At 30.0% G+C, this 14,916-nt stretch carries 7 protein-coding genes; 5 read left to right on the top strand and 2 right to left on the bottom strand.

Annotation, left to right across the window (positions count from 1 at the left end):
• Window positions 1–11 precede the first annotated feature (11 nt).
• Both HPRAE_RS05950 and HPRAE_RS05945 read left to right on the top strand, forming a co-directional pair.
• Window positions 12–833 carry an MBL fold metallo-hydrolase gene (locus tag HPRAE_RS05950; RefSeq protein ID WP_014553326.1) on the top strand — a complete coding sequence of 274 codons (822 nt, stop codon included), beginning with the start codon at window positions 12–14 and terminating at the stop codon, window positions 831–833.
• Between the two features lie 267 nt (window positions 834–1,100).
• The gene (locus HPRAE_RS05945; protein ID WP_041606945.1) at window positions 1,101–1,304 is read left to right on the top strand and encodes a hypothetical protein; all 204 of its coding nucleotides are present in this window, start codon (window positions 1,101–1,103) and stop codon (window positions 1,302–1,304) included.
• Here HPRAE_RS05945 and HPRAE_RS05940 read toward each other — a convergent pair.
• Window positions 1,301–2,407: a phospholipase D-like domain-containing protein gene (locus HPRAE_RS05940; protein ID WP_014553325.1), complete on the bottom strand. Its 1,107-nt coding sequence runs from the start codon at window positions 2,405–2,407 to the stop codon at window positions 1,301–1,303. The two genes, HPRAE_RS05945 and HPRAE_RS05940, sit on opposite strands and share 4 nt — an antisense overlap.
• Window positions 2,408–2,730: 323 nt before the next feature.
• Between HPRAE_RS05940 and HPRAE_RS05935 the strand changes: the two genes are divergently transcribed.
• Complete coding sequence (locus HPRAE_RS05935) at window positions 2,731–5,418, top strand: hypothetical protein (RefSeq protein ID WP_014553324.1); 2,688 nt, start codon at window positions 2,731–2,733, stop codon at window positions 5,416–5,418.
• Between the two features lie 108 nt (window positions 5,419–5,526).
• On the opposite strand, the gene HPRAE_RS05930 is transcribed toward HPRAE_RS05935, so the two are convergent.
• Complete coding sequence (locus HPRAE_RS05930; RefSeq protein WP_014553323.1) at window positions 5,527–5,775, bottom strand: phage tail protein; 249 nt, start codon at window positions 5,773–5,775, stop codon at window positions 5,527–5,529.
• Window positions 5,776–5,917: 142 nt separating this feature from the next.
• On the opposite strand from HPRAE_RS05930, the gene HPRAE_RS05925 reads away from it, so the two are divergent.
• Window positions 5,918–6,931, top strand: a complete 1,014-nt coding sequence (locus tag HPRAE_RS05925) for a cadherin-like beta sandwich domain-containing protein (protein WP_014553322.1) — start codon at window positions 5,918–5,920, stop codon at window positions 6,929–6,931.
• 58 nt (window positions 6,932–6,989) lie between these two features.
• Window positions 6,990–14,813: a BspA family leucine-rich repeat surface protein gene (locus HPRAE_RS05920; protein ID WP_014553321.1), complete on the top strand. Its 7,824-nt coding sequence runs from the start codon at window positions 6,990–6,992 to the stop codon at window positions 14,811–14,813.
• The last annotated feature ends 103 nt before the right edge of the window (window positions 14,814–14,916 follow it).

Genomic DNA, 14,916 nt, shown 5'->3' with positions numbered 1-14,916 from the left:
AGATTATTAGTATGAATCAAAGAGTAGAAATTAAAATAGTAGTTGCTAATAGTGTATATCAAAAAAATTTGTTAGCAGAACATGGACTATCGTTTTGGATTAAACTAGGTACTAAGGAGTATTTATTTGATACTGGTCAAGGATTGGTGCTTAGACATAATTTAAAAGAACTTGAAATCCAGTTAGATAGCCTTAATGGAATCTTATTAAGTCATGGCCACTATGATCATGCTAATGGACTGAAATCATTACTCAAAGCAAAGCCTGATTTAAAATTATATGCTCATTCTGATATTTTTCTGCCTAAATATTCAAAAAAGAGTTCTCAGCTTATTGATAGAGGAATGAATATAACTAGAACTGATCTTCAAAACTTTAGGCCTGTTAATAAAGCTAAACAAATAGATGCTGGCCTTTGGCTGACAGGTGAGATTAGCCTTGATAATAGAGAAGCGATTATGAAAGCTAAATATAAAGTTAAAGAAAATGAGGAATTAAAGCTAGACCCATTTAAGGATGATCAGGCTGTATTTATTGAATCTAAAGCAGGAATAGTAGTCTTATTAGGCTGTAGCCATAGTGGGGTTATATATACTTTAAAACAAATTAGAAAATTGACAGCAAGAAAAAAAATTGCTGCTATTATTGGAGGAATGCATTTAATCCATGCTGATCAAAAAAGGATTGATAAAATTATTAATTATTTAAGAAAATTAGACTTCGATTTACTAGTTCCTTTGCACTGTACTGGTTTTAAAGCGGCAGCTCAAATGAAAGCTGTTTTTAAAGAGCGGGTAGTAGCTGGTGGAGTCGGTAATAAATTTTTATTTTAAAAAATAATTCTTTAGCCAAAAAAAATCCTTATCTCGATGTTAATCATTGGGGTCTTAATTTTTACTAGCCAAATATATTTAACTATGAGTTCTTATCAGGATAATTTAAGTAAAAAACAAAACTACTAAGGTTACAGAAGAAATAGCAAAATCATCGGTTGAATTATCCCAAATGGCTGAAAATCTAAATCAGATAATAAAACAATTTAAGATTTAGGAGATATTAGTCTGGATCTATTTTCAATTATAAGTAATTATATTCGAAAAATGAGTCATTATAAAAATGGCAGCTGGTCTGAAATTTGGGATGGCCTTTACTGGCATTTTTTGGCTAAAAATAAAGATAAATTTGCCAATAATCCCAGGATGGCCTTAATGCTTTCAATTTTGGCTAGAATGGATAATGACAAATTAAAAAAACATAAAAAGACAGCTGAAAAATATCTGACAAATTTAAATTGTGATTTTTAGCAAAGCACTTTTTCTGTTAAAGCAATTAGCTTATTATAATTTAAACTATTTTCTTGGGCAATTAAATCACATTCTCTTAGATGTTTTGCCTGCCATTTTTTCCATTTAGATTGAATTACAGAGCTGTTTTTAATTAAAACATTTAATTCAGATAAACTTTCCATTCCTAATTTGTGAAAATTAGCTGAGCCTATAAAAAAAGTGTTTTGGTCGATACAGATAAATTTAGAATGGATCAACTCTTTTGAGAGATAGATTCTTAAGTTATTATCTGTCTTTTTGATCAACTTTTTTAAAACATAGTTGTTCAAATCATTTTGAACATTCGAATTTTTAGAAGTAATAATTGAGACTGCAATACCTCTCTGACAGCTTTCAATAATTTTATCTGTAATATCTGAGTCACCAAAGTAGGCCATTTCTAAGTCAATACTATATTGAGCTTGCTCTAATAATTCTAAAATTTTGCTTTTAATTTCATATAATTTTTTTTGACGAATATTAAAGTAAAATTCTATTTTTCTAGTTGGATCTGGTGATTTTTCCCCTTTTGCTCTTTTATAAAAATAAGAAACAATTTTTTTACCCTTTAATTTAACCATATAATCTCTATATTTGGGCGCTTTTTCAGCTTCATTTTTATTACCAATATTTATTCCACCTAAAATTAAAATTTGATCATCAAAAATAAAGTATTTAGAATGGTCATGTCTTTCTTGATTAAAGTCAGTTTGAATATTTTTATGTTCTAATAATCTATTTAAATTATTATTTTTTAATTGGTTATTTGGGCATTTATTATCTCTATAATATAAGAGGGAAAGAAATTTACCTTTGATTAGTGAAATTAAATCTTTTTGCTTATGAAAAAAGCTTTGTTTATCTAATTCAATTTTTTCAAAAACAGAACCTGCCTTATCTTTAACTATTTTTATTTTAACTCCTCGATTAGCTGCTTGAAGCAACTCTTTGGCAATTAAATTACCTATTTTATCATCACGCCAAATATACATACAAATTAAGATAGATTTTTTTGCTTTTTTTATTTGTTTAATTATTTCTGTAAATGTTTCTTTTGCATTAATTAATAGTTCCTGCTCCATTTTTATTACCGCCTCTTAATGCTTATCAAAAAAATATTAGCATTTTTAAAATTATATATCTGTATAAAGTTTAATTTAAAATAGTATTTTCTGAATTTATTACTATTATATACATATTTTATGCTTTATAACAAATGTTTAAGATACAGTAAAAATAAAAGCGTATTTATAGTTTTATAAGATACTTTATTTAACGAGTTTTTGTTTTTTTATTAAATTTCTTCTAAAATTAAGTATTTTTAAAGGAATTAATTTGTTTTTATTGAATATTATTATATAAATATTTTTTTGATTATATAAAATTATGCTTAGGGGGGATACAATTGTTAAATAAAATAGTAATTATTTTTTGCTTATTATTTTTGTTAATACCTAATCATTTAGTTTTAGCAGAAAATAATATAGTAAATGGTGGAACTGACTTATTTGATAAATATTTTATGATTGCTTTGACAGAATTATATTTTGGTTCTAATAATTTATCAGGAAATATGCAAGCAATTGAAGATAGTTCTGAATTTAAAAATAAGGTAAATAAGGGGAGAATTTCTTTTTATCTTAAGGGGAAAATAAAAGGAAAGTATCTAATAACAGCCTGGTTTGATACTGAAGAAAAAGAATTAAAAGATTTATTTGATAATTTGAATGAAAGAAAAATTAAGACACCATTTGAGAAACTAGATCCAAATAAATATTATCCTGTTTATGGTGATAATTCTCAAATAAATTCTGATATAAATACAGCTGGTAATATTTATTTGTGTTTAGAAAGTGAAGAATTTAAAGCTTTATGGGGTAATTATCAGGTAAAATATAATGAAAATCAAATAATAGCTTTTAATAAATTATTATATGGATTTAATATAGATTATAAATTAACTAAGGAAAATGAAGATAAAACAGAGACTAAATTAGATTTTAATAGTTTTTGGCATCAACCATTTAGCTTACATTCTAGGGATGAAATGAAAGTTACAGGAGGAATGCTATATTATTTAAGAAATGATGATTTAATTATTGGAACTGAAAATTTAAAGTTAGAATTAAGAGATTCAGTAACAGGCAGGGTACTAAAAACTACCCAGCTTATAGCAGAAAAAGATTATGATCTTAATTATCTACAGGGAAGAATTATTTTAAATAAAAAGTTAAGCTTAGAGCAAAATAACAGTTTAATCCAAGATAGTGAGGGTGATGATAAATATTTTCTAATAGCAGAGTATGATTATAGTTATGACTATCAAAAAGATGATAGAAATAGTTATGGTTTAGAAAGCACTTATTATTTTTCTGATAAAGCTGATTTTAGCACTACCTATATTAAAGAACAAAAAACTGAAGGAGCTTATGAAATATCTGGTCTTAATTATAATTTTAAAAACAAAAAAAATACTAGTTTAAAAATTGATTGGGCTAGCTCTAAAAATATAGCAGCATCAGCTTACAGATCAGATGATGGTGGACTAAGATATAGAGAAATAAATTTAAGTAATGATGACGATAGAGCTTCTGCCTGGAATTTTGATTTGGATTACTTACTTAGAGATAATCCAGCAAATAAATTTAATTTATACTATGATTTTGCAGAAGCTGGTTTTTCAAGTGGAGCTAAAATAGCAGTTGAAGAAGAAAGAGGCTATGGTATTTCTTTGCAAAATAAATATAAAAATTTAAGCAGGATTATTAGTTATGATCAAAAAGAAAGAGAGTTAGAAATTAACAGAATAACTACTTTTAATTTAGCTAAAAAATATACTGAAAAACTTTATTTAAAAGGAGAAATTAAACATAAAGAGCTGGAGAATAAAAAAGATAAAAATAAAGAATATAGTTTATTAAGTGCACTAGGATTTGAATATCAGCTAGATGAAAACAAAAGTATTTATGCCAGTCAACAGCTTACTTTAGATAAAAGTGCTAAGCAGGAGACAAATAATCTTACTAGACTTGGCGGTAGATTAAAACATGGTAAATGGAACTTTAAAGCAGAGGGTGAAACAGGAAGTGAAGATAGTTTGCTTTTTGGAGCGGCCTATCAAATAAATAAAAATAGTGAAATATATACTACGATCGAGGAAAAGTTTTCTGACGAAAAAGCTGGTATCGAAACTATATTTGGGACAAAATCAAAACTAACTGAAAAAATTGAGATCTATGGTGAACATCAGCTAAATGATAATAATAAAGAAAAATCGGCAGCTAATGTATTAGGACTAGAATACAGCCCAGATGATTACTGGACTTTTGCTTTAGATTACAGTAAAAGTGAATTGGAGGAAAAAAATAAAAATAATATTGATCGAAATATTATTGGTTTTGCTGCTAATTATAAAAATGAAGATATCCAATATGGAAATAGAATAGAGTATAGAAAAGATAAGGGCAACCAAGATTTAAAGCAAATTTTAATGACAGGAGATTTATCTTGGCAGTATAATCCCGAATTCACTTTTTTATCAGAAATAGAATACTCTAAAGAACAGGAAAAAGAAGAGAGTCGATATCTTGAGACAACATTAGGTTTAGCTTATCGACCAATAAAAATAGACAGTTTAAATTTAATTATGAAATATAGTTTATTAGAAGAAAAAAATAATCAAAGCTGGTCTAAAAAAGAAGATTATCAGGCGGAAAAATCTCAAGTTTTTGCTTTAGAAGCTATTTATGATCTAAGTAATAAATGGCAGTTAGGAGAAAAAATTGCCTATAAAAAAGGGGAAGTAAAATTAACAACTGATGATACAAATTGGTTTAGCAGTGAAACCTATCTCTGGGTTAATCGATTAAATTATCAGTTAAGAGATGACATAGATATATTTACAGAATATCGCATCTTAGAGAACAAAATGGCAGAAGATAGTCGAAGCGGCTTTTTACTGGGGGGATATAAAAGATTTTCAAATAATCTAAAGTTAGGAATTGGCTATAACTTTACTGATTTTAATGATGATTTAACTGATTTAAGTTATGAAGCAGAAGGCTGGTTTGTTAATTTAATTAAGGTGTGGTAAAGAGTATAAATATTTTAAAAAAAGAGTTAAGAGGGATAACTGATTAAATCAATACCCTCTTTGTGCAAAGCAAGTAGAATATGAATTTAGTCTTATTTTGCTTTAATCTTAGTTTGTTGGAGGAAATATTCCAGTCACAGCTATATAATATTTCATTTGTGGAAGTGGTTCTGCGCCTTCTAAATTAGGAAGAGCAAAATTAGTGTTACCATTACCTCCATATCTATTTCCTAAAAGTGCATATAGAGCTTGATTATCTATGATGGAAATAAGTTGTCCTCGACATTGTTTCCAGCCTTTTGGGGGATAATCAAAAGCAAATAGTTGAATTTCTCCTATATAAGGATCTGAACTCATAATTAATCGCCTCCTTTTGATTTATTTGTATTATATATTTAAATCATACACTTTTAATTAGAAAGAAGTCAATAGGATTATTAATATAAATATAAAATTTATATCCCAAATAGGTGAAATAAATAAGAAAGAGGGAGATAAAATGAAGAACTTAGTTCTTAAAAAGAATGCAACAGCCAATAATTTTGTTAAACCTTATTCGCCTAATAGAGCAGTAGATGGTTCCATAATGCCAATTAGAAGGTGGCTGGCTGATACGGTTCCGACTTGGATAGCTGTTGATATGGGAGCTAAATATTGGATTGGTAGTTGGAGAGTTAGGCATATGCCTATAGCAGGTTGGCCAGCAGAGTATGTTATTTCTGATTTTAAATTGCAAGGTAGTTTTGACCTTATTAATTGGTTTGATATTGATAGTGTTAGCAATAATACTTCTACTGTAACAAGTCGTGAATTCACTCCTGTTCAAGCTAGATATGTAAGGTTTATAGTAATGAAAGGTCTGCAGGTCAATCCACATTTAGCCTCTCTTATGGACTTAGCAGTCTATGAAACAGCTCCTCCTGTAAGTGCAGACTTAGCAAATTTAAGCTTAAGTGATGGAGAACTTAGTCCTTCTTTTACTAAGGATACTACTAATTATACTGCTGATGTAGATTATGATACAGATAGTATTAGAGTTACTCCAAGGGCAGAAGATGCTAGGGCAACAATTAAGGTCAATGGTATAGAGGTAGAGAGTGGTCAGGCATCACAGGCTGTCAATTTATCAGCAGGAGCTACGACTACAATAAATGTTGAAGTAATAGGGGAAGATGGCGAAAGTAAGAAAATATATACAGTTGAGGTTACTAGAAAGGCTGCACTATATTTAGATAATCTTATAGTTAAATCAGGCTTTAGTGCACTTACTTTAAGTCCTGAATTTGATAAAAGAGTAAATACATATACAACTAATGCAGGAGGACTTCCAAGTGTAAATGTTATACCAACATCAGATGATGGTAATATAAAAGTAAATGGGTCGGAAGTTATAAGTGGACAGCTATCTTCAGCAATATCGTTAAGTAATGAGATTACCAACATCAGAGTTGATGTTATATCATCAACTGGAGATACCAATGAATATATAGTTAAGGTTAGTAAAAATAGCTGATTATATAGAACAGGAAAAAGAAATTAAATAATTACTTGAAATATGGAAGGTGGGTATGATGAATAAAAAAAATAATAAAAGATTAATATCTATTATTAGCAGTTTAATAATATTAATTACTATTTTTCATTTGAGTACTGAAATCTCTTATGCAGCTCAGACTACATTAAATCCAACAGCAGATGTATTTATATATGATGCTGGAACTTATGATAGTGTTGATAATGCTATAGGAGGACGTAATGTACTATTTGTTGGAAGCGGCCAAAATACTATTGGTTGGATTGATTCAGCAGCTGCACTTAATTATGATTTATCAACAGTTAATACTACTATTAGCAGTGCTGAATTAAGGATATATATACCGAATGATGGGACTGCTCTTGTAGGTTTTCCTTTTGTGAGTTTATATGGATCAAATGATGATTCATGGATAGAAGAGACGAGTACAAATACTACAGTGCCATCTCAAAACGTAACTATATTAGAAAATAATACGAGTCTATCAACAGGGACATGGAAAACTTTTGATGTAACAACTTTTGTAAAGAATCAAATTTCAGAAGATCAAACTGCAACTTTTCTTTTAAAAGGTGCTACCTCGGGAGATAATTATTTTCTTTTTTGTTCAAAGGAAGATACAACTTATCCACCACAGCTTGTAGTTACATACAGCACAAATTCAGCACCAACTATCAATCTTGATAACCCGAGTGCTAATTTGAACTATGGAAATAGTGATAATATCTCTATCTCTGGTACAGTCTCAGATTCAGATAGCGATGATGTTACAATTTCAGCAACAATTGATGGGAAGATGCAAAGCACTAATGTTAATGGGGGAAGTGGAAGCTGGATATTAAATTGGGATATAGATAGTTTGAATATTGCAGAGGGAACATATACCAATGTAACTTTTACGGCTAATGATGCTAATAGTGGTACAAATACAGTTGATTATACAGGGGATATTGTTGTTGATAAAACAGCCCCAGCTATCAGTACTTTAACTCCAGCAGCTGGGACAGACAATCAAGGTTTAAATGATGATTTAGTAATTACTTTTAATAAAAATGTAACTATCGGAACAGGTAATGTAGAAATATATAAAGCTGATGATACTTTAGTAGAGAGTATAGATGTAACTGATAGTACTAAAGTAACAAGTAGTGGAACTGATACAATTACCATAGATCCTGCTACTACACTTGAAGGGGCAACAGAATATTATGTGCAGATAGCTAGTGGAGCATTTGTAGACAAAAGTGGCAATGCCTATCCAGGAATAAATGATAAAACAAGCTGGAATTTTACTACTGTAGACGCTATGGTACTGGAGTTCGATACAAATTTATCATCTGGTACTACAATTGAATTACCACTTTACGGGACAGTAGATGTAACAGTAGATTGGGGTGATGGAAGTACTAACAGTTATACTAGTTCTGGGGATAAGAGTCATACTTATAGCAGTGAAGGAAGATATACTGTAACTATCTCTGGTGATCTAACTAAATTTGGTAAGGGAAATCTAACAGATAAAAAGAATTATAAATTAACAAAGGTAAGTTATTTTGGTAATTTGGGACTTACTTCATTATCTGGTGCATTTAAAAGTTGCAGTAACTTAGAGGAAGTTCCCCAAAAACTACCTGTTAGTGTTAGTAATTTATCTTATGCCTTTGCTAGTATTGATAAAAGCAGTATTACTAATCTAGATAAGTGGAATGTAAGTAATGTAAATGATATGTCTTATATGTTCTCTTTTGCAAGTAATTTCAATCAGGATTTAAGTGCTTGGGATGTAGGAAATGTAGAATCTATGGAGTCTATGTTTAGTAATGCAAGTGCTTTTAATGGAGATATAGGCAGCTGGAATGTAGTTAATGTCAGCGATATGTCTTATATGTTTAAAAAAGCAAGTAATTTCAATCAAGATCTAAATGGTTGGAATGTAGGAAATGTAAAAAATATGGAGGCTATGTTTAGTGAGGCAAGTACTTTTAATGGAGATATAGATATCTGGAATGTAAGTAGTGTAACTAATATGTCTTATATGTTTAAAAAAGCAAGTGATTTCAATCAAGATCTAAGTGGTTGGGATGTAAGCAGTGTAGTTAATATGGAAGGAATGTTTAGAGAAGCAAGTAATTTCAATCAGGATATAGGCAGCTGGGATGTAAGCAGTGTAACTGATATGTTAGAGATGTTTTATGGAGCAATTTCTTTTAATAGTGATATAGGTAGCTGGAATGTAAGCAGTGTAGTTAATATGAAAGGAATGTTTAGAGAAGCAAGTGCTTTTAACCAGGATTTAGATAGTTGGAATGTAAGCAGTGTAACTAATATGAAGAGTATGTTTGATAAAGCAACTCTTTTTAATGGTAATCTAAGCAATTGGAATGTAAGTAGTGTAACCACTATGAATAGTATGTTTGCTAATACAAATGTTTTTAATGGCAATTTAAGCAGTTGGAATGTAAGTAGTGTAACTAATATGAGTGGGATGTTTGCTTTGGCAACTGCTTTTGATGGAGATATAGGAAGTTGGGATGTAAGTAATGTAACTAATATGATGGGTATGTTTTATAATGCAGCTTCATTTGATCAGGATTTAAGTTCCTGGGATGTAAGTAGTGTAACAACTATGGTTGTTATGTTTGGTGGTGATGCTAAAATTACAGTAGCCAATTATAATAGTATTCTAAATAGTTGGTCAGCACAGAGTGTACAGAATGGCGTAACTCTTGATGCTCCTAATTGTATGTATTCTGCAGTTGCAGAAACTGCCCGCCAGTCTTTAAAGGATGATCATAGCTGGACAATTAATGATGGAGGACAGATTATTGATATCAGTAATTTAAGTCCAGCAGCCGGAACGGATAATCAAGGTTTAAATGATGATTTAGTTATTACTTTTGATAAAAATGTAGTTGTCGGAAGAGGTAATATAAAAATCTATAAAGCCTCTGATGATACTCTAGTAGAGAGTATAGATGTAACTGATAGTACTAAAGTAACAAGTAGTTCGACTGATACAATTACCATAGACCCTGCTACTACACTTGCAGGTGCAACAGAATATTATGTACAGATTGATAGTGGAGCATTTAAAGATCAAAGTGGCAATGCTTATCCAGGTATGAATGATAAGACAAGCTGGAATTTTAAAACTGTAATCAATATCCCTGATAGTAATTTGAAGCAGCAAATACTTGATAGAGGGATAGATAATAATGGTGATGGAGAGATTAGTCTAAGTGAATCTGTAAACTTATATACATTAAAATCTTTTTATACTGAGATTAGTGATCTAAGTGGTTTAGAGCATTTTACGTCTTTAGATAAATTAGCTCTTTATGGAGGGAAAAAGATAAGTGATTTAAGCCCTTTGCAGAATTTAACTAATTTAAACTCTTTAACTTTAACTGAAAATGTCATAAATAATATAGATTACTTAGCAAATTTAACTAATTTAACTAGGTTAGACTTATCTTCTAATAAAATAAGCGATATAAGTGTATTAGCTAATTTAACTAAGTTAACCGAGTTGGTATTAGGAAGTAACATTATAACTGATGAAAGTGATTTAAGTGTGCTAGAGAATTTAACTGAATTAGAGCATTTATCTTTGGAAGAGAATGAGATAAGTAATATAGATAGCTTATCTAATCTAAGTAAATTAAATTATTTACATTTAGGGTCTACAAATGTAGAAGATATAAGTTCATTAAAGAATTTAACTGCTTTAAACTTTTTAAATTTAAATTCTACTTATATAAATGATGAAGATTTAACTATACTATCTAATTTCAAATCATTAACGGAGTTATACTTACAATCATCTAATGATAAGATAAGCGATATAAGTGTAGTAGCAGATTTAACTAATTTAAAATATTTATATTTAGGTTACAATGAGATAAGCGATATAAGAGCATTATCCGATTTAACTAAGTTAACTTCTTTATATAATTTAAATGCAAATCCTCTTTATAAGCAAGATACACCTAATAGTATCTTTTTAGAAACTCTTACTGTAGGTGGTGAAAACTATGATATTTATGTACCTGCTGGAGAAGTAAAAACTAGCAGCAACATGAATGAAGAAAATTTAGCTAATTCCAGCATTTCTTTAAAGATATATCCAACTACTTTTGCAGATAATAGTCTGGATAAGAGTAACTTTATTTTAGAGAATGCTCCAGCAGGGCTGAGCATTGAAAGTGTTGATTATATAAATGATAAAGAATGTAAAATAAACTTTGCTTATGATGGAAGAGATTTTGATGCTGATATTACAGATATGAGAATCAAGATTAAATCAGCTGAATTGGCAGCTGATGAATATGCTAATATTTATTCTGAGGCTAATGGAACGCAATTAGTATTTAAAGATGATATCCCAACTATAACAGTTACGGCTGATGAAGAATCAATTACTATTTCTGATGATGGTAGTCTAATTTTGGGAGAAGAAGAGGGCGAGATTATTACTGTTAAGTTGACAGGAGGAGAATTTGTTTCAACAATTAATTCAAATAACTGGACAGTAAGTAATTTGCCAGAAGGAGTAAGTGTAGGTAGTATAAGCAGGATAGATGATAGAACTGTAGAGATAACTCTTAGCGGTAATTCAGTTGAGGGGGCATATACAGAAGATATAACTGATCTTACAGTTAGCTGTAGCTTTGAAGAATATATTGAATCCGAATGGGATGAGCTTTTAACTGCCAGTTCAGGAGTAAGAATGATTGCAGATAATGAGCCGCCAGTTATTAAGAGTTTGAGCCCTGAAAATGGAGGTATTAGTAAAGGCTTAAATGATGATCTGATCATCACCTTTAATGAGATTGTAAATAAAGGGAGAGGTAATATAGTAATTAAAAGAGCCTTTGATGATAGTACAGTAGAAAGAATAGATGTTAGTAAAGAAAGAGTTAGCGGCGAGGGGACAGATAGAATTACTATCAAAAGAGAGACTGCTTTAGAAGAAGCAACAGAATATTATGTACAGATAGATAGCGGAGCTTTTGAAGATAAAGCAGGTAATATTTATGCAGGAATAGCTGACAAAAGCACTTGGAAGTTTAAAAGCATAGCTAGACCGAAAATGAAAGTATCAATGTCAGATAGCTACGAAAATGGTCAAACCTTAGCAGCAGGTGAAATGATAACCTATCAAATAGAGATTGAAAATACAGGATTAGCTGAATTAAAAGATGCAAAAATATTTGCTCCTATTCCTTCAAATACTACTTATGTTAGCGGCTCAACTACTTTAAATGGTCAAAAAGTTGCTGATGATAATGGTAATTGTCCACTAATGGCTGGCTTTGCTGTAAATAGTCCAGATGCTGAAGAAGGAGTTATTTCTCATCAGCCGGGAAATAAAGTAAATTTAACTTATAGTGTTAAAGTCGCTAAAGAATCAGTATTAGGATCAGTAATTAAAAATCAAGTAGAATTAAATGGAAATGACTTTGAAGGAAATCCAATAAAATCTATTTTAAGTGATGATCCTGCAACAAAAGCTCTTAAGGATCTTACTAGAAGTCAAATTGGTAATCTACCTATATTAGAGTCTGAAAGAGAAATTATAGATGAAAATAAAGGAGATATTGAAAAAGGAGATAGACTGGAGATAACCAATAAAATTAGAAATGTTGGAACTAAAAAAGCGGCTGAAGTTAATATTAATGATCTACTACCTGAAGACACTACTTTAGTTTCTGACAGTCTAAGTATAATAGAAAAAGAGATAGAGACAGCAGTAAATCGAAAAGATTTTAATTGGAAAAATCTATTGGCGATAACAGATGATTGCTTAAAAACAGCAATTAATAAAATTAAGAACTATAACACAGTTAAAGCACAATCTGAACTGCCATACCAAATTGAGGATGGTCAAATAATAGTCAATTTAGATGCCTTAGAAGTAGGAGCAGAAATAGTTCTCTCTTATGAAGTGATTGTAAATGCAGACATTGCAGAAGGTGAAATAATTAAAAGTAGTGGAACAGTATCTGCGGCTAATACAAAGCAGGTTAAAAGCGAAAAGGATGTAGTAGTTGGTAAAAGTCCAATTTTAGCTGCAGAAATAAGTGCTAGAGATATCAATGGCGGAGAATTGGAAGTGAAAGATTTAATTGAATATAAATTAACAATAGAAAATAATGGTAATATGGAAGCTAATAATTTAAATGTTAAAAATCCACTGGCAGAAGGTTTAAATTATATTGCTCAAAGTACAAATTTAAATGGTCTTTTCTTAAATGATGTTGGAAGTGATTCTCAACTAGAAAATGGTTTAGACTATGGATCTATCAAGGCGGGAGAAAAAATTGAAATAAGATATCAGGCTGAAGTTAAAGAAACAGCTGCTTCTAAAAGAATTACAAGTCAATTAACTTATGAGGCTGATAGTGGAAATTTAAGTGGCTCAGCAGAAGTATTAATTCAAGTAGGTGCTTCACCTGGTAATGTCAAAATTAGTGGAAAAGCAATTAGTGAGCAGCCGGATATTCCAGAAGGTTGGTTGATTGAACTTTATCAAGCTAAAAACAAATTAGGCAGCTTGGTGCTGAATAGTGAAGGAAACTTTTCGTTTAATGGCTTATCTGCTCAAGTAGATTATGAATTATTAATTAAACATCCAGAAACAAAGGTTATTTATAATAAACTTTTAATAAGTTCAGATCAAGTTGAAGCAGGTGTAGTTAATAATTTTGAACATAATGAGGCAGAGGATCAAGATCTAAAAATAGATCCTGAAGGTGTAATATATGATTCACTAACTAAAGATGCTGTGGCTGGAGCAAAAGTAATACTCTTAGATGATAATGATCAAATTATTGACGAACAAACAACAGGTGCAGATGGTAGATATAATTTTCTTCCCAGTCCAGGAGAGTATAGAATAGAAGTTGAAGTTCCAGCAGGTTACAGTAAACAATTTCCTTCTCAAATAATTGAGGTTGAAACAGGAAGTTTAGATCCAGATACTGCAGTTGATGCTGATAGTACAACACCAGAATTTGAAGTAGTATCAAACAGTCAACCGCCTGCTTTAATATCTAATAGCAAATATTATCTATCTTTTTCTTTAGAAGCTGGTGATCCAGATATAATTAATAACCATATACCAATTGATCCTATCCAAGATAAAATGATTTCATTAACAAAAACTGCCAATAAAAATCAAGCAGCAGTAGGGGATTTTATTCAATATAAAATTGAAATAATAAATAATTCTAATCAAAAAATAGATGATTTGAAAATTTATGATAAACTGCCAACAACTTTTAAATATGTTAAAGGCTCTGCAGTAATTGAAAGAGAAAATGGTCTAGACTCAAAAATAATTGTTAGTGATGCTAATAGTAAAATAATAAACTGGGGAAGTTTGGCTGTTGAAAAAGATCAAAAAATTATTATAAGTTATCTTTTAGTAGTTGGAACAGCTGCGAATTCTAATCAGCAATATATTAATAAAGCTTATGCAGAAAAAGATGATTTAATAATTTCTAATACAGCTGAAGAATCAGTATTAATAAAGGGTGATCCTCTTTTTTCTGCTTCAATTATAATTGGTAAAGTTTTTAATGATAAAAATAATAATGGAATTCAGGATTTAGGTGAAAAAGGTATAGCTGGAGTAAAGTTAATAACTTTAAAAGGAGAAATAATAACTACAGATAGTCAGGGGAGATATCATATTGTATATGAAACTAAAAATACTACTAAATTAGGGCAAACAGCAGTTATCAAGCTGGATCACAGAAGCCTACCTAAAGGAACTAAGGTAATCAGTAATAATCCTGTTATAATAAAATTACCAAAAGCTTTAATGAGAAAAGTTAATTTTGCAGTAACTCAATAGCGATAAATTTGAAAAGCTTAAAATCTATTAAAGTCAAATAAAGTATTTAAAGATAATCCCTTCTTTTTTGAAGGGATTTTTCATTTAAAGTTTAATATTAATA

It is taken from the genome of Halanaerobium praevalens DSM 2228 (genome assembly GCF_000165465.1).
Classification (GTDB): domain Bacteria; phylum Bacillota; class Halanaerobiia; order Halanaerobiales; family Halanaerobiaceae; genus Halanaerobium; species Halanaerobium praevalens.
Note: the sequence above shows the minus strand (reverse complement) of the source record. Positions and strands in the feature narration are given on the sequence as shown.

What these genes read in the sequence shown, in the direction of transcription:
- HPRAE_RS05940 (WP_014553325.1), bottom strand. Translation starts at nt 2,407, where the DNA reads ATGGAGCAGGAACTATTAATTAATGCAAAAGAAACATTTACAGAAATA.
- HPRAE_RS05930 (WP_014553323.1), bottom strand. Translation starts at nt 5,775, where the DNA reads ATGAGTTCAGATCCTTATATAGGAGAAATTCAACTATTTGCTTTTGAT.
- HPRAE_RS05950 (WP_014553326.1), top strand. Translation starts at nt 12, where the DNA reads ATGAATCAAAGAGTAGAAATTAAAATAGTAGTTGCTAATAGTGTATAT.
- HPRAE_RS05945 (WP_041606945.1), top strand. Translation starts at nt 1,101, where the DNA reads ATGAGTCATTATAAAAATGGCAGCTGGTCTGAAATTTGGGATGGCCTT.
- HPRAE_RS05925 (WP_014553322.1), top strand. Translation starts at nt 5,918, where the DNA reads ATGAAGAACTTAGTTCTTAAAAAGAATGCAACAGCCAATAATTTTGTT.
- HPRAE_RS05920 (WP_014553321.1), top strand. Translation starts at nt 6,990, where the DNA reads ATGAATAAAAAAAATAATAAAAGATTAATATCTATTATTAGCAGTTTA.